Origin of the sequence: Klebsiella sp. PL-2018 (assembly GCF_019048985.1) — a bacterium.
Lineage (GTDB): Bacteria > Pseudomonadota > Gammaproteobacteria > Enterobacterales > Enterobacteriaceae > Klebsiella > Klebsiella michiganensis.
The window spans coordinates 1,591,425-1,607,903 of record NZ_CP077673.1 but is presented as its reverse complement, the minus strand read 5'-3'; the positions used below and the strand labels follow the sequence as shown (position 1 = coordinate 1,607,903).

Sequence of the window (16,479 nt, the reverse complement as noted above, 5' to 3'; positions counted from 1 at the left end):
GTTTCCTTTTTGTTACCCTAAATAATTCGAATTGCAGGACGGCGGCAAGTAAACGAATCCCGATGAGCTTACATAAGTAAGTTATTCGGGTGAGTGAACGCAGCCAACACACCTGAAATTTGAAGAATGACGGGTAAAATTTTAGATGCGGCGCTGAAAATAAGTCAGTGCGAGCGCGCCAGCCAGCACCAGCCCTTTAATAATGTCCATCGCGTAATAGGGCACCGAGAGCATCACCAGGCCGTTGGAAAGCACGCCTAAAATGACCGCCCCCACCAGCGTACCGAGCGCGTTCGGCTTACCGGAACCGGCCAGCGAGAAGCCAATCCACGCCGCCGCCACCGCATCCATCAGGTAGCCGCCGCCGGCGTTCACCTGCGATGAGCCGATGCGCGACGCCAGCAGAATGCCGCCGAGCCCCGCCAGCAGAGAGGCGATGACGTACGCCGCCACTTTGTAACGGGTGATGCGCAGGCCGGAGAGGCGCGCCGCTTCCGGGTTGCCGCCGATGGCGTACATCCGCCGTCCGTGGGTGGTAAAAGAGAGCGCCAGCTGAGCGATAACGGTCACCACCAGCATAATGATCACTATCGTTGGCACCTGCCCCAGCGAACCGAACGCCCCCGGAATCGCGCCTTCCGCCATATCGCCGCTCGGCAGCACCATGTTTTCGGTGATCTACCCGCCGTAGCTGTAGGTCATCGCCACGCCCTGAATCACGAACAGGCTGGCAAGCGTCGCCAGCATGTCGGGAATACGCAGGATCACGATCAGAAACGCGTTGAACAGCCCCACTAAGGTACAGAGCGCGAGGGTGATAAGGATCGCCTCGGTGGTGCCGAAGCCGTGCCAGACAAACAGCGAAACCACCAGCGCATTGGCCAGCGAGGCGGTGGAGCCCACGGACAAATCGAAACCGCCGATGGTCAGGGATATCGATACGCCGATGGCGATCACCGTCACGATGGCGATGGAACGCAGGATGTTGATGATGTTAAACGGGTCGAGGAAGTTGTCCGACGCCAGGCCAAAAACGGCGATCAGCAGGACGACGGTCAGCAACATGCCCCATTTGTAGAGAAAATCGAAAAATCGCTGACGGCCCGATACCGTCGCGTTAACTGCCAGGGCCTTACTCACGCTGCTGCTCCTCCGGTGGAGTAATAAAGAATGTTCTCTTCCCGGGCCTCTGCGCCCGGAATTTCCGCCACGATGCGCCCGTCCCACAGCACGCAGATGCGATCGCACAGGCCGACCAGTTCGGCGAACTCGCCCGAGGCGTAAATCACCCCTTTGCCTTCCCGCGCCAGGCCGTCGATCGCGTTGAAGAGGTCCGTTTTGGCTTTGACGTCGACCCCTTTGGTCGGCTCATCGAAAATCAGGACGTTGGCGTTGCCGCGCAGCCATTTGCCTATCGCCACTTTTTGCTGATTGCCGCCGGAGAGACGGCGCAGGGTTTGCGCCGGACCCGATGTCCGAATGCCCACCCGGGCGATCACCTCTTCCGCCCAGCGCCAGGCCTGACGATGGCCAAACAGGCTCCAGCGGGAGAAGCTGCTATCGGCGCTGACCGCCAGGTTCATCGCCACCGGCTCTTCGATAAAAATGCCCTCTTTGCGCCGCTCTTCCGGCACCAACGCCAGACCGCGCGCCACCGAGTCCGCCGGGTCGCGCGGTCGCCACGGCTGGCTGTTCAGTTCGCCGCGGGTCAAACGGCTTTTGCTGGCGCCAAACAGCGCCTTGCACAGCTCGGTTTTCCCGGCGCCCGCCAGCCCGGCGATCCCCAGAATCTCCCCCTTGCGCAGACGCAACGAGATATCCTGCAGCAGCCCTTCGTCGTGCAGCCCTTCAATCTGTAGCAGCACCTCATCGCTATGCGGCGGCCGCTTCGGCGGAAAGATATCGCTCAGCTCATGCCCGAGCATCTTCTCGACGATCTGCTCGCCGCTCAGGTCGGCCATCGGCCCGCTCTCAATCAGCCGGCCGTCGCGCAGCACCGTCAGGGTGTCGCAGACCGCTTTTAATTCATGAATGCGGTGCGAGATAAACACGATACCAATGCCCTGCCGCTGCAGGCGGCGAACCACCGCAAACAGGCGCTCGCTTTCGTTTTGGTCCAGCGGCGCGGTCGGTTCATCGAGGATAAGAAAGCGGCAGTGATGCGACAGCGCGCGGGCCAGCAGGATTTGCTGTTTTTCCGCCAGCGTACAGCTGTCGATGGAGCGGCGTACGTCGAGGCTGACGTCAAGCTGAGCCAGCGCCTCGCGCGCCAGCTGGCGCAGCCGCCCCCAGCGGAAGGCGATCCCCGGCTCCGCCAACCTGTCGAGCATGATGTTTTCCGCGATGCTCAGGCCCGGGACCAGCGCCACGTCAACCTCCTGCTGCACCAGATGGATCCCCAGCTGTTTGGCATCGCGCGGCGAGCGAATGCTTACCGACTGGTTGTTAATCACCACCTCGCCTTCGTAATGGGCGTGCGTGCCGCACAGCACCGCCATGAGCGTGGACTTACCCGCGCCGTTGGCGCCGGTCAGCGCATGCACCGATCCCCCCTTCAGGGTGAAAGCCACGTTGCTGAGCGCCCGAAAGCCGGAAAAGGCCAGGCTAATATTTTGCATCTCAAGGCGATTGCCGGTCATCCCCTGCACCCTGTCGATTAATGTTCTGATTTAACGAATTTTTCATAGCTCTCCTTGACTGACAAATGCATAAAAGGCATAAGATAAAGCGAAATAATATTAGCCATCCGGATGTCCAGACATAACATCGGGTTAGCGAAACAGCACAAGGACAGCATTGATGAGTCACAGCGATATCCGCGTGGTCCCCGGCCCCGCCAACTACTATTCCCATCCCGGCAGCCTTGCCCGGCTGCAGGATTTTTACAGCGAAGAACAGCTTTCACGCGCGGTGTGGGTTTACGGCGAGCGGGCTATCGCGGGCGCGCAGGCTTTCCTGCCGGCAGCGTTTAACGCGCCTGGCGCCAAAAAAATATTATTTAAAGGCCACTGCAGCGAAAGCGACGTCAGCGAGCTGGCCCGCGCATCCGGCGACGATCGATCGGTGGTGATTGGCGTGGGCGGCGGCGCGCTGCTCGATACCGCGAAGGCGCTGGCCCGTCGCCTCGGCCTGCCGGTGGTGGCCATCCCCACCATCGCCGCCACCTGCGCGGCGTGGACGCCGCTGTCGGTGTGGTATAACGATGCCGGTCAGGCGCTGCAGTTTGAAATCTTCGACGACGCCAACTTTCTGGTGCTGGTGGAGCCGCACATTATTCTTAACGCGCCGGCGGAATATCTGCTGGCGGGCATCGGCGATACGCTGGCGAAATGGTATGAAGCGGTGGTGCTGGCTCCGCAGCCGGAGACGCTGCCGCTCACCGTGCGCCTGGGTATCAACGGCGCGCTGGCGATCCGCGATGTTCTGCTGGAAAGCAGCGAAACCGCGCTGGCCGACCAGCAGCGCGGCGAGCTGACCCAGGCGTTTCGCGACGTGGTGGATGCGGTTATCGCCGGCGGCGGTATGGTCGGCGGGCTGGGCGAGCGCTATACCCGCGTCGCCGCCGCCCACGCGGTGCACAACGGGCTGACGGTACTGCCGCAGACCGAGAAGTATCTTCACGGGACCAAAGTCGCCTACGGCATTCTGGTCCAGAGCGCCCTGCTCGGCCAGGACGACGTGCTGGCGCAGCTGGTGCAGGCGTACCGGCGCTTTAATCTGCCGACTACGCTGGCGGCGCTGGAGGTGGACATCAACAACCGCGAACAGCTGGATAAGGTGATTGCCCATACCCTGCGCCCGGTGGAGTCCATCCATTTTCTGCCGGTTGAACTGAACGCCGAAACCCTGCGCGCGGCGTTTGAGAAGGTCGAACGTTTCGCCGGTTAATCCCCCGTTTTATTCGCCTCTGCCGCCCGGCGGAGGCGCTTTCGAGCCGCCTCGCAAAGCCGATGTTTCTGCCTTCGCCAGAAGACGATTCTGCGTTAGGGTACCCTCATAAGAAAATAACAAACTTATCTTATAAACTTATTATTTTCTTATGTTCAACTGAGGTGTACAGTGGAGGTACATAGCATGCTCATCTGGTCAAAAGTGGCAAAAAGGAACTGGCAAATACCGATTATCGCTATCAGCAGCGAATCAAAAGCAGGCTAGCTGATTTAGGTGACCGTACGGCTCCTCGGCCTGATGTCAGAAAGTTATCTAAACCAGAGAATCATTACCGTCTTCGGGTAGGGGATTATCGGGTCATTTTCACACGTCAGGGGCTGACGCTGAGCGACCTGTTTATCGTGTCCGTTAAGCGCAGAACCTCAACAACCTATTTGCATGAGGAGAATATGCCATATGGCTGTTCAGATAATTAAGGATGATGAAGGGAAAGCGCAGTACGCGGTGATCCCCTACGACGAATACTTCCAGATGTGTTTGCAGCTAGCCGAGCTGGATGATGAAACGGAAGCCGATCTTGAAGATATTCCGGTAGAACACGATATCTACGACAACGTGATGCTGCCGGGTGACGTCTGCGACATCATGGATAAAGAGAAAGTCAGCCTGCAGGCGGCCTGGCGCATTTTGCGCGGCCTGTCGCAGCAGGAGGTGGCCAATAAGCTCGGGATTAGCCAGTCGGCGGTATCCCAGCTAGAAGCTATCGATTCCCGCCCGCAAAAGCGCACCCGCGAAAAGCTGGCGGCAATATACGGCTGCACCCAGGAGCAGATCAGCCTGTATCTGCCGAAAGAGGGTTAACAGCACTTCGCGCCGCCTTTACCGCCGTAGCGCGCGTCCTGACGCTCGCGAAAAAACTCTTCATAGGTCATCGGCGTTTGTTCCGGATGGGTCGCGCGGATGTGCTCCACGTAGTTGTCGTAATCCGGGACGCCGATCATCATTTTCGCCGCCTGGCCTAAATATTTTCCGGCTTTCGAAAGGGTATCAAACATTTTCAACTCCCATCATCGCCCCCCTTCTCGCAAAAGAGGGCGATAACGTCATGGCTTAGTGGGCGCGTTTCGCCTGGGTCACCAGGCTATCAGCATCAGCAGGCATCGCCTGGTAAGGGGTCTCTTTCGCCGTCGGTTTGTCCTCTTTCAGCGCCGCCAGCGCGGTCTTAATCGAGAACAGCGCCAGCACGACCACCACCACCATAAAGAAGATGGTCAGCCCGGCATCCAGACGGTTGTTAAACACCAGCTGCGCCAGCTGCGACTCGGTGTACTGCGGCGGAATATTGCCGCTGTCAATCATCGCCTGGAACTTGTTGGCAATCGCCAGGAAGCCCACTTTGGTATCGGTGCTGAACGACTTCTGCCAGCCCGCGGTCAGCGTACAGATCAGCAGCCAGGAGGTCGGCAGCAGCGCGACCCAGGCATAGCGCTGGCGCTTCATCTTAAACAGTACCACCGCGCAGAGCATCAGCGCCATCCCCGCCAGCATCTGGTTGGCAATACCAAACAGCGGCCACAGCGTGTTGATGCCGCCAAGCGGGTCAACCACGCCCTGATGCAGAAAGTAGCCCCAAGCCAGCACGCACAGCGCCGTGGCGAGAAGGTTCGCCGGCAGCGAGCTGGTTTGCTTCAGGCCCGGGCTGATCACCCCGAGCAGATCCTGCAGCATAAAGCGCGCCGCGCGCGTGCCGGCATCCACCGCGGTCAGGATAAACAGCGCCTCGAACAGAATCGCGAAGTGATACCAGAAGGAGACGTCCATCAGGCCGCCCAGCGAACCGTGCAGAATATAGGCCATGCCCACCGCCAGCGTCGGCGCGCCGCCCGCACGGGAGATAATCGACTGTTCCCCCACTTCGTTCGCAATCTGATTAAGCGTATCCGGGGTTACGGTAAAGCCCCAGCTGCTCACCACCTGCGCCGCCGACGCTACCACATCGGTCACGCCCGCCGGGGCCAGCACCGCCATTGGGCTGTTCATCGCGAAGTAGACGCCCGGGTCGATAATACAGGCCGCCACCAGCGCCATAATCGCCACGAAGGACTCCATCAGCATGCCGCCGTAGCCGATAAAGCAGGCCTGGCCTTCATTAGCCAGCATCTTCGGCGTCGTGCCGGAGGCAATCAGGGCATGGAAGCCGGAAACCGCGCCGCAGGCGATGGTGATAAACAGGAACGGGAACAGGCTGCCGCTCCATACTGGCCCGGTGCCATCGATAAATTTGGTCAGCGCCGGCATCGTCAGCGTCGGACGCATAATCAGAATACCAATCGCCAGACCGACGATGGTGCCGATTTTCAGGAAGGTGGAGAGGTAGTCGCGAGGCGCCAGCAGCAGCCAGACCGGCAGCACCGCGGCGATAAACCCGTAGCCCACCAGAATCCAGGTGAGCTGTACGCCGGTGTAGTCAAACCACGGCGCCCAGGTCGGGCTTTCCGCCACCCAGCCGCCGGAAATGATGGCGAACACCAGCATCACCAGGCCAATCACCGACACCTCGCCAATGCGCCCGGGGCGCAGATAGCGAATATAGATCCCCATGAAAATCGCCAGCGGGATGGTAAAGGCCACGGTGTAAGTGCCCCACGGGCTGTGGGTCAGCGCTTTCACCACGATCATCGCCAGTACCGCGAGGATAATCACCATGATCATAAAGCAGGCCACCAGCGCCAGTACGCCGGCGGTCGGGCCCATCTCCTCTTTCACCAGCTCGCCGAGCGAACGTCCGTCGCGACGGGTGGAGACGAACAGCACCATAAAGTCCTGTACCGCTCCGGCCAGCACCACGCCCGCGAGGATCCAGATCATTCCCGGCAGATAGCCCATCTGCGCCGCCAGCACCGGACCAACCAGCGGCCCCGCGCCGGCAATGGCCGCAAAATGGTGACCGAACAGCACTTTCTTATCGGTTGGAACGTAGTCGAGGCCGTCGTTGTGACGCACCGCCGGAGTCATGCGCGTCGGGTCGACCGCCAGCACGTTTTTAGCGATATACAGGCCGTAAAAGCGATAGGCGATCAGATAGACGCAGACTGCCGCGACGACAATCCACAGCGCGTTAATCTGTTCACCCCGGTTTAGCGCGATATAGCCCAGGGCAAAGGCTCCGATAACGGAGAGCAGTGTCCAGATGAGGTATTTCCCTGAATTATTCATCATTGTGTTCCACAGGTAGGGTAATCAGGATGTTACAAGTTGTTTCTAGAACACAATGGAAGTTTTAACAACTTTGAAACGTTGCAGATGTCGCCTGACGGCAAGGATTTATCTCACATTGCAAGCGAGATCACTTCTGGCAGGAAAATGGATGAAAACGGGGAGGGATAATCTGTCACTGCATCGCATCCTGCTTCCCCGGAGGCGGCGCTTGACGCGCCTGTCCGGGCTACAGGTCCGCAGACGATGATGAACCCGTAGCCCGGGTAAGCGCAGCGCGACCCGGGAAGAAGCCGCACCGATACATTCATCCCGGCGTATCCCCGGGTTGCGGCGTAAACGCCTTACCCGGGCTACCGGTCCGCAGACGATGGTGAACCCGTAGCCCGGGTAAGCGCAGCGCGACCCGGGAAGAAGCCGCACCGATGCATTCATCCCGGCGTATCCCCGGGTTGCGGCGTAAACGCCTTACCCGGGCTACCGGTCCGCAGACGATGGTGAACCCGTAGCCCGGGTAAGCGCAGCGCGACCCGGGAAGAAGCCGCACCGATGCATTCATCCCGGCGTATCCCCGGGTTGCGGCGTAAACGCCTTACCCGGGCTACCGGCCCGCAGACGATGATGAACCCGTAGCCCGGTCAGCGCAGCGCCACCGGGGAAGCACACCGCAGACGACGGTGAGTTGTCCGGAACCACAGACGGCGCGTTACCCGTAGCCCGGGTAAGCGCAGCGCGACCCGGGAACAGGCTATGCCTCAGCCGAGGACCGCCGTGCCCAGACGGCAGGTGCAGCAGCGTCGTCCCCGCTCGTCGAACACCGCAATTTCCCAGCTCTGGCCCTGACGCCCCAGGTGCAGCGCCCGGCATTCGCCGCGGACTTTGCCGCTGGAGACCGCCCGGTGATGGGTGGCGTTGAGCTCGGTCCCCACTACGCACTGCCCCTCTTCGGTCATCAGCCACCCGGCCATCGAGCCCAGGGTTTCCGCCAGCGCCGCGGAGGCGCCGCCGTGCAGCAGCCCGAACGGCTGATGGGTTCGCGCGTCGACCGGCATTTCCGCTTCCAGCACGCCCTCCTCAATCCGGGTATAAACGATGCCCAGATGCGCCACCATCGTATTGACGCTGGTCGCGTTGAGTTCATCCAGCGTCAGCTGACGTTTCCAGGCCATTTATGCCCCCAGCGTCGAGCCGCCGTCCACCACGATATCCTGCAGCGTGATATGGCTGGCGTGGTCGGAGGCGAGGAACAGAATGGTATTGGCAATCTCCTGCGGGCGGGCGATTTTGCCCAGCGGAATGCCCAGCTTAAACTGCTCGCCGAAGCCGCGAATGCGCTGCTGCTCAGCGTCATCGCTCACCCACAGCGTCCGCTGCATATCGGTATCGGTAGAGCCAGGAGAAACCAGATTACAGCGTACGCCGCTGCCCGCCAGCTCCAGCCCGACGGTCAGCGCCAGGCTCTTCAGCGCCGCCTTTGATGCGCCGTAGGCGCTCATGCCAATGCGCGGCGTATGCGCAGCGTCGGACGCCACGGTCACAATCGCCCCGCCTTTTTGGCGGCGGAACTGCGCCATCGTCTGCTGGAACAGGTTAAACGCCCCGCCAACGTTAACGGCAAAGGTCTGCTGCCAATCTTCCTGGCTCAGCGCATCGGTCGCCCCCATCCGCAAAATACCGGCGGCATTGACCAGCACATCCAGCCGCGCGATCCCTGCCAGCAGGCGGCCGCACGTCTGCGCCACCTGCTGCGCGTCGGCAACGTCCAGCGTCTCGGTGGCGAACGGGTAGCTTTCGCCGTCGAACGCCAAATCAAACCCGGTTACCTGCGCGCCGGCCTCAACGAACGCCAGGGCGGTGGCGTAGCCGATCCCCTTGCCCGCGCCGGTGATCCACACGGTCCGGCCGTGAAAATCGAGCCCGTTCATTATTTCACCTCGCGGGAAAGCAGCGCCCACCAGGCATCAATGGTCGGATTTTTCGCCAGCACCACGAAGTCGATATCGCCGTGCACTTTACGCCAGCGGGCGGCGAGCGCCATCATGCGTACCGAATCCAGGCCGTAGTCGATCAGGTTTTCGTCATCCATCGGTTCGTCGGATTCATCCAGCAGCGGCAGCACCAGCGCCCGCAGCGCCGCTTTCGATGCCGGCAGCGGCAGCAGCTCTTCGGTCATCACCACTCGACCGGAGCGACCCGCCACGTAGTTGAGCGCCATCAGGTGCTCCTCGCGGCTGAAATCGGCCAGCGCGTCGGCAACGAAGAACGGCTTAATATCGCGCATAAACGCATCGGTCGCAGTGGTCATGCAGCCGATATGGGCATATACGCCGGTGATGATTAGCTGATCGCGCCCCGCCTCTTTCAGCATCTCCTCCAGCGGCGAGCGATGAAACGCGCTGTAGCGCCACTTCACCAGCACGGTGTCGTTGTCGTCCGGCGCAAGCGCGGCAATCACCTGCTGCTGTTCCGGCGAACGGGTCAGGCCCGGCCCCCACATGTCGTTCAGCAGCGCGCGGTCTTCATCGCTCTGCTCTTTCGGCTGGGCGGTGTAAAAAACCGGAATATGGTTCTGTTTGCAGAACTCGCGCAGGGCGGCGATGTTGGCCACCACTTTCTCCATCATCGCGCTGTTTTCGCCCCAGAAGTTAAGGAAATACTCCTGCATATCGTGGATCAACAGCGCGGCACGGGACGGCTCAAATGCCCAGTTCACTTTATTCGCCGGGATATCGCTGGCTTCCGGCAGCGCGTAAGCCTGTAATTTTGGGATTGCCATTCTGTCTTCTCCTTCAGCCCAGCTTGCGTTCAGCCAGCCACTGACGTAATTGTTTTTTATCGACTTTGCCCACCGGCGTCAGCGGCAGCGCATCAACGCACTCCACGCGGTCCGGCAGTTTAAATTCTGCGACCCCTTGTTCCCGCAGGAAGCGGCGTACCGCCACCGCGCGCAGAGGCTCTTTTACCACCAGATATGCGCAGCTCTTTTCCCCCAGCAGGCTATCTTCCATGCTGACCAGCGCGACGTGGATCACCGCCGGATGGCGCAGCAGCAGGTTTTCGATCTCTTCCGCCGCGATCTTCTCGCCGCCGCGGTTGATCTGATCTTTTTCCCGCCCCTGCACGGTGATATAGCCATCTTCATCGATCGAGATCAGATCGCCAGAGCAGTAGAAACCATCGGCATCAAAGGCCTCGGCATTATGCTGCGGGCTCTTGTAGTACCCGCGGAAGGTATAAGGGCCACGGGTCATCAGGCGCCCGACTTCGCCGCGCGGCAGCGGATTACCCTGCGCATCGGCCACCCACACTTCGTCATCAGGACACATCGGGCAGCCCTGGGTATTGATAATGCGCTCGGGGCTGTCGTTGAGGCGGGTATAGTTCACCAGCCCCTCCGCCATGCCGAAGACCTGCTGGAGCTGACAGCCGATTTCCGCCGGAATACGCGCGGCGAGGGTCGCGGACAGGCGCGCCCCACCTACCTGCAGCAGCCGCAGCGACTGCAGACGGGCATTGCTGCCGGACTCATGGATCTCCTGTAACCACAGGCTTACCGCCGGCGGAACCAGCGAGGTCAGGTTAATCTGGTGCTTTTCGATCAGCGGGAAGCAGAGGGTGGCGCTCGGGTCGTGCGCCAGCACCACCACGCCGCCGGCGAGGAAGACGCCGAGTGAACCCGGCGAGCTCATCGCGTAGTTGTGGGCGGCGGGAAGCGCGTTCAGATAGCGCGTTTCGGCGCTTACGCCGCACAGCTGGTTGCTGCGGCGAATGCTGTATTCGTAGTCGTTATGAGTACGCGGAATGAGCTTCGGCGTACCGGTGCTGCCGCCGGAGAGCTGGAAAAAGGCCACTTCGTCAGCGGGCGTCGGATGCGCGACGAAATTATCGTCAGGCCGCGCGATGGCCGCCGCCAGGCTGCGTTCGCCGCCGTCGTTCAGCAGCAGGGCCACGCGTACCGACGCATGCTGGGCGACAAAAGCGTTAAGAAAATCATCATCGGCAAACAGCGCGTGTTCGCGGTCGGCAATCAGCAAAGCGGGTTCAATCTGCGCGGCGTAGGCGTTCAGCTCGCTACGCTGGTGGCTGAACAGCGCGTTGACCGGCGCAACGCCGATACGCAGCAGCGCGAAGAAGGTGATATAAAATTCCGCAACGTTGCCCAGCTGCACCAGCGCCGTTTCGCCGCGCTTCAGGCCCTGACGCTGCAGCGAGGAGGCGAGGTTATCCACCAGGCGGTTGAATTCACGGTAGCTGTAGCTTTTGTCGCCGTCGATAATCGCGGGAGCGTCGTTTTCCGCATGACGGGTAATCAGATGGGTTAGCGGCAGATCCTGCCAGTAACCTTTTTGCCGATAGCGGGCCGCAAACTCTTCCGGCCAGCGGGTAAATTCGATCATCATAGTCCCTTATTGCAAGCCGAATACGTTCAGCATGGTGGTCAGTTTGACGCCGGTTTCGCGCCACTCGCCTAGCGGCGAAGAGGCCGGGACGATACCTGCGCCAGCAAATAGCCGCAGGGTGCGCTGCTGCAGGCGCGCGCAGCGGATGGTCACCACCCACTCGCCGTTGCCTTCATCATCGCACCAGCCGACGATGCCGCCGAACAGCTGACGGTCGAACGGCTCCAGTTCGTTAATCAGGCGTTTCGCCGCCTGATGCGGGAAGCCGCTCAGCGCCGGCGTCGGGTGCAGCAGGCAGGCCAGCGACATGGCGTTCTCATTTGCCAGCGCGGTGCCCTGAATCTGCGTCGCCAGATGCCACAGGGTCGGCGTGGTGATCAGCTGCGGAGAGTCCGGCAGGGAGAGTTCGCTGCTGCGCGGCGCTAATACGGCCTTCATCGCCTGGGTCACCAGCTCATGTTCGTGGCGGTCTTTTTCCGATGCCAGCAGCCTGTGCCCCGCTTCGCGGTCCAGCACATCGTCCGGCTGGCGACGGGCCGAACCGGCCAGCGGCAGAGAGCTGAAATGCGCGCCTTCTTTACGCAGCAGCAGCTCCGGGCTGGCGCCCAGCAGCACGCCGCCGTCCGAGAGCGGCACGTGGAAGTTATAGCTGGCCGGGTTCTGGGCGATCAGGCGCTCGAGCAGCGCCCCGCTATCCACCCGTTCGCGGGTGGTGATATCAATCAGGCGCGAGAGGACCACTTTGTCCACTTCCGGCGTCGCGGTGAGGGCCGCCGCGCGCGCCACCATTGCCATGAAGGTGTCCTGTTCGGGGATCTCCCGGCGCTGCACCACGTCCATCGGCTGCTGCCCGGACGCATAGCGCGCGGAGTGCTGCTTTTCAGTGCGGGAGAACGCTGTCCAGCTCGCGGGGATAAACAGCTCGGAAGGCTCGCTGGTATCGAACGGAATGGCGCCGACCATCACCGGCTTTGCGATCCCGGCAGCCCGCGCCGCTTTAAACGAGGCCGCTATTTTTTGCTGAAACTCCCCGTCCGGATTATCGCCGTCGGCGGCCGGATGAGAGAATCGGCTAAAGCAGCCAGCGGTGGTGAAGCTGCGGTACGGCGACATAAAGAAGAAGCTTTCCGGCGGCAGAGTCATTTTTTTCTCCCGTACTTCCTCAGCCAAAGACGTTTCCATATCATCCTCCAAAAACGATAAAGATATTACGAATAATTATCATTTATATTTTGGTTGGGTAACCTAAAAGGTATTGCGCGCTATGTCAACCGTACAGGTAGCATGTTGTGCGACTTAAGCTTGCATCGACGCCGCTCACAGCTGAAAATGAGAAGCATTTATCACTACTTAACCAGGATGCGAATACGTGAATTTCTCCACCTTTTGCCGCCGTACCCTCCTCGCCAGCGGCCTGGCGATTTTCGGAATTAGCTCAGCGCTGGCGGCAGACTGGCCGCGTCAGATAACCGACAGCCGGGGACCCCATACGCTGGAAAGCCAGCCGCTGCGTATTGTTTCCACCAGCGTGACGCTGACCGGCTCGCTGCTGGCGATTGACGCGCCGGTGGTGGCCAGCGGGGCCACGACTCCCAATAACCGCGTCGCCGACGGTCAGGGATTTTTACGCCAGTGGAGCGATGTGGCGAAAGCGCGCAAGCTGTCGCGCCTCTATATTGGCGAACCGAGCGCTGAGGCCGTCGCGGCGCCAATGCCGGATCTCATTCTGATTAGCGCCACCGGCGGCGATTCGGCGATGATGCTCTACGACCAGCTTTCCACCATCGCCCCGACGCTTATCATTAACTACGATGATAAAAGCTGGCAGGCCCTGCTGACCCAACTGGGGGAGATTACCGGCCACGAAAAACAGGCGGCGGAGAGAATCGCGGAGTTTGATAAAAAGCTGGCGGCGCTGAAAGAGAAAATGAAGCTGCCGCCGCAGCCGGTCACCGCGCTGGTCTACACCGCCGCGGCCCATAGCGCCAATATCTGGACCAAAGAATCCGCTCAGGGACAGCTGCTCGAGCAGCTGGGCTTTACCCTCGCCGACCTGCCCGGCGGGCTGCATGCCAGCCAGAGCCAGGGAAAACGGCATGATATCGTGCAGCTGGGCGGGGAAAACTTAGCCGCCGGACTTAACGGCCAGAGCCTGTTCCTGTTTGCCGGCGACCAAAAGGACGCCGACGCGATTAACGCCAACCCGCTGCTGGTGCATCTGCCCGCCGTTGAAGGCAAACGCGTTTATCCGCTGGGGACGGAAACCTTCCGCCTGGATTACTACAGCGCCGTACTGGTGCTGCAGCGCTTAGCGGCCCTCTTTGCGTAAGCCACGCTTCCCGGCGCCGGTCGCCGGGATCTCATCGCGCCTCATTTCATATATCATCGCATTGTTATAACAGGCTTTTTCACCGTTTAACGCCCTATCACCCTCATCGCCCATCAGCCGAAATATCATCGTTTCAGGTGTTAATTTGTGATTAGCCCCGGCCGCCGCGTTGCCCGATTATCTGCCCCACACCGCTTGAGGTGGTCATTCAACACAGAAGGAAATTAACGTGGCAACGAGCAAATTGATTAAGGGCGATACGCTGACCGAAACCAGCAACGCCGCAGACGGCTTTAACCCGGCAACAGAAGTGAGCGCATACAGCTATACCTCCGCTCGCGTCGCTAAACCGGTCTATAACAAATACAAAGCCTCCACCACCAAACCCAAAGTCTTCGGCTACTACACCGACTGGTCACAGTATGATGGTCGTCTGCAGGGCGATAATTCAAAAGATAACCGCGGTCGCGGCTACGACCTGGCCAACGTTTCTCCTACCGCCTACGACAAAATCATCGTCGGTTTCGTCGGCGTGACCGGCTTCCACAAAGTAGACAACCTGTGGCGCGACGTGGTTGCCGAAGGTGCCGATCAGTGCGGGAAAGTGAAGTACGAGCCCACCTTCCTCGACCCGTGGGGCGACTTCCAGTCTTACGTTAACGTTGGCCACACCGTCAGCGGCTGGGATGTCGATCCGAAGACCGTGACCCAGAGTAATACTAAAGGCCTGCTCGGCGGCCTGCGCGATCTGCAGGCCAAAGCGAAGCAGCAGGGCCACGACCTGGTGCTGTCCATGAGCATCGGCGGCTGGAGCATGAGCAACGGTTTCCATGAAACCGCCGCGTCTGACGCCGCGCGTAAGGTCTTTGCCAAAGGCGTGGTAAAACTGTTCAAACAGTTCCCGATGTTCAGCGAAGTGGATATCGACTGGGAATATCCGAACGCCGAAGGCGCTGGCAACCCGTACGGCCCGGAAGACGGCGAGAACTACGCCCTGCTGATTGGCGAACTGCGTAAGCAGCTGGACGCCGCAGGCCTGAGCAACGTCAAAATCTCCATTGCCAGCTCGGCGGTGGTCAAGACGCTCGGCTACTCCAACGTCAATGCGCTGCTGAAAGCGGGCCTGTACGGTATCAACGTCATGACCTATGACTTCTTCGGTACCCCGTGGGCGGAGAGCGTGACCCACCACACCAACCTGAAGGCGCTGGAAGAAGGCGGCTGGGGAGTGGATACCGTTGTCGGCCATCTGCTGTCCGAAGGCTTCCCGGCAGAGCGCATCAACATTGGTTACGCTGCCTACACCCGTAACGGGCGCAACGCGGAGCTGGAATCCCTGTCCCCGCTGAAAGGCACCTATAGCCCGGGCACCGGCACCACCGTAGGCTCCTTCGAATCGGGTACTACCGAATGGTACGACATCATTTATAACTACCTGGATCTGGAAAACCAGAAAGGCCGTAACGGCTTCAACGTTTACACCGACAAGGTTGCCGACGCGGACTACCTCTACAACCCTGACAGCAAACTGTTCATGTCCCTGGATACGCCGCGCACGGTGAAAGCCAAGGGCGAATACGCCGCCAGCCTCGGCCTGGGCGCGCTGTTCACCTGGACAATCGACCAGGACAACGGGGTGCTGGTTAACGCCGCCCGTGAAGGTCTGGGCTATGAAATGGCGTCTGAAGTTATCGATATGGAGCCGTTCTATTTCGAAGGCATCAACGTCGACCCGGCGGATGAACCGGCTGAACCGGAGGAAGAGGAGGAGGATACCGTCCAGCCTGAACCGTCGGTAAACCATGCGCCGAAAGCCGCTATCGAACTGATGGTGGTAGGCGGCTCCCGCGTGCGCCTTTCCGGCGAAAAATCTTCTGATGAAGATAACGACGAGTTGACCTTTAGCTGGGGCGTGCCCGCGGCGATCAACGTCGCCGATAAAACCGCGGCGGTCATTGAGTTCGATGTGCCGAAAGTGGCTGCGGATACCGAGTATACCTTCACCCTGTTCGTGCGCGATACCTGGGGTGAACCGTCAACGCAGCAGCGCTTTGTGCTCTCCGTCGTCGCTGCGACTCAGACCGATGATACCGAGGACGAGCCGGCAGACGACCAGGATCGCACCGATGATACGCCTCAACCGGCAGATGATGATGCTGTTCCTTCTGACGAAACCACGCCTTACCCGCTGTGGAATGCCAGCACCGTCTATGGCAGCAACTGGGGCAGCTTTGAAATCGTGAGCTGGAAAGGCCATAACTACCAGGTGAAATGGTGGTCTCAGGGCAACCAGCCGGATCTGAACTGCGGTCAGTTCCAGGTCTGGAGCGATCTCGGCGCGTACTAAGCGTAAATCGTCACTGACGAGTGATAGCCAGCCCCGGAGCAATCCGGGGCTTTTTATTATCGCTCTTTTCGGTTTTCCCGGTGGCGCTATCGGGCAACTGCAGGTCGGTAGCCTGGGTTGCTCCGGGATGAATGCATCGGTGCGGCTTCTTCCCGGGTCGCGCTGCGCTTACCCGGGCTACGGGTCCACCGCCGTCTGCGGGCCGGTAGCCCGGGTCAGGCGTTTACGCCGCAACCCGGGAATGCGTCGGGATAAATACATCGGTGCGGCTTCTTCCCCGGCTGCGCTGCGCTTAC

At 60.4% G+C, this 16,479-nt stretch carries 13 protein-coding genes and 2 pseudogenes; 5 read left to right on the top strand and 10 right to left on the bottom strand.

Annotated features, from left to right (window positions below):
- Positions 1–141: 141 nt before the first annotated feature.
- Together MKleb_RS07420 and MKleb_RS07415 are read right to left on the bottom strand one after the other, a co-directional pair.
- Positions 142–1,140: pseudogene (locus tag MKleb_RS07420) on the bottom strand (ABC transporter permease).
- On the bottom strand, positions 1,137–2,639 hold the full coding sequence (locus MKleb_RS07415) for a sugar ABC transporter ATP-binding protein (protein ID WP_025108509.1): 1,503 nt from the start codon (positions 2,637–2,639) through the stop codon (positions 1,137–1,139). Before MKleb_RS07415 ends, MKleb_RS07420 begins: the two are co-directional and overlap by 4 nt.
- Positions 2,640–2,799: 160 nt before the next feature.
- Here MKleb_RS07415 and MKleb_RS07410 point away from each other — a divergent pair, with 160 nt between their 5' ends.
- The 3 genes and pseudogenes from MKleb_RS07410 (at position 2,800) to MKleb_RS07405 (ending at position 4,752) form a co-directional block, all read left to right on the top strand.
- Positions 2,800–3,888: an oxidoreductase gene (locus tag MKleb_RS07410; protein WP_014228365.1), complete on the top strand. Its 1,089-nt coding sequence runs from the start codon at positions 2,800–2,802 to the stop codon at positions 3,886–3,888.
- 186 nt (positions 3,889–4,074) lie between these two features.
- Positions 4,075–4,367: pseudogene (locus tag MKleb_RS30290) on the top strand (type II toxin-antitoxin system RelE family toxin).
- On the top strand, positions 4,348–4,752 hold the full coding sequence (locus tag MKleb_RS07405) for a helix-turn-helix domain-containing protein (RefSeq protein ID WP_004100084.1): 405 nt from the start codon (positions 4,348–4,350) through the stop codon (positions 4,750–4,752). The pseudogene MKleb_RS30290 and the gene MKleb_RS07405 overlap by 20 nt, the downstream one beginning before the upstream one ends.
- On the opposite strand, the gene MKleb_RS07400 is transcribed toward MKleb_RS07405, so the two are convergent.
- The 8 genes from MKleb_RS07400 to entC all read right to left on the bottom strand — a co-directional run bounded on the left by MKleb_RS07400 (position 4,749) and on the right by entC (position 12,689).
- Positions 4,749–4,946 (bottom strand): YbdD/YjiX family protein, encoded by a 198-nt coding sequence (locus MKleb_RS07400; protein ID WP_004130340.1) that lies wholly within the window; start codon positions 4,944–4,946, stop codon positions 4,749–4,751. The genes MKleb_RS07405 and MKleb_RS07400 overlap by 4 nt on opposite strands.
- Before the next feature lie 55 nt (positions 4,947–5,001).
- Positions 5,002–7,107: a pyruvate/proton symporter CstA gene (cstA, locus tag MKleb_RS07395; RefSeq protein WP_025108508.1), complete on the bottom strand. Its 2,106-nt coding sequence runs from the start codon at positions 7,105–7,107 to the stop codon at positions 5,002–5,004.
- Between the two features lie 307 nt (positions 7,108–7,414).
- A complete protein-coding gene (locus tag MKleb_RS07390) occupies positions 7,415–7,666 on the bottom strand; it encodes a hypothetical protein (protein ID WP_108703613.1) in 252 nt (83 codons plus the stop codon).
- Between the two features lie 196 nt (positions 7,667–7,862).
- Complete coding sequence (gene entH, locus MKleb_RS07385; RefSeq protein ID WP_024358838.1) at positions 7,863–8,276, bottom strand: proofreading thioesterase EntH; 414 nt, start codon at positions 8,274–8,276, stop codon at positions 7,863–7,865.
- Positions 8,277–9,032 (bottom strand): 2,3-dihydro-2,3-dihydroxybenzoate dehydrogenase EntA, encoded by a 756-nt coding sequence (entA, locus tag MKleb_RS07380; RefSeq protein WP_014837779.1) that lies wholly within the window; start codon positions 9,030–9,032, stop codon positions 8,277–8,279.
- The gene (gene entB / locus MKleb_RS07375) at positions 9,032–9,883 is read right to left on the bottom strand and encodes an enterobactin biosynthesis bifunctional isochorismatase/aryl carrier protein EntB (protein ID WP_025108237.1); all 852 of its coding nucleotides are present in this window, start codon (positions 9,881–9,883) and stop codon (positions 9,032–9,034) included. Before entB ends, entA begins: the two co-directional genes overlap by 1 nt.
- 13 nt (positions 9,884–9,896) lie before the next feature.
- On the bottom strand, positions 9,897–11,504 hold the full coding sequence (gene entE, locus MKleb_RS07370) for a (2,3-dihydroxybenzoyl)adenylate synthase EntE (protein ID WP_025108238.1): 1,608 nt from the start codon (positions 11,502–11,504) through the stop codon (positions 9,897–9,899).
- A gap of 9 nt (positions 11,505–11,513) precedes the next feature.
- Complete coding sequence (entC, locus tag MKleb_RS07365) at positions 11,514–12,689, bottom strand: isochorismate synthase EntC (protein WP_025108239.1); 1,176 nt, start codon at positions 12,687–12,689, stop codon at positions 11,514–11,516.
- A gap of 187 nt (positions 12,690–12,876) precedes the next feature.
- Between entC and fepB the strand changes: the two genes are divergently transcribed.
- Both fepB and MKleb_RS07355 read left to right on the top strand, forming a co-directional pair.
- Complete coding sequence (fepB, locus tag MKleb_RS07360) at positions 12,877–13,836, top strand: Fe2+-enterobactin ABC transporter substrate-binding protein (protein ID WP_217076553.1); 960 nt, start codon at positions 12,877–12,879, stop codon at positions 13,834–13,836.
- A gap of 229 nt (positions 13,837–14,065) precedes the next feature.
- A complete protein-coding gene (locus MKleb_RS07355; RefSeq protein ID WP_108703612.1) occupies positions 14,066–16,183 on the top strand; it encodes a glycoside hydrolase family 18 protein in 2,118 nt (705 codons plus the stop codon).
- Positions 16,184–16,479 lie beyond the last annotated feature (296 nt).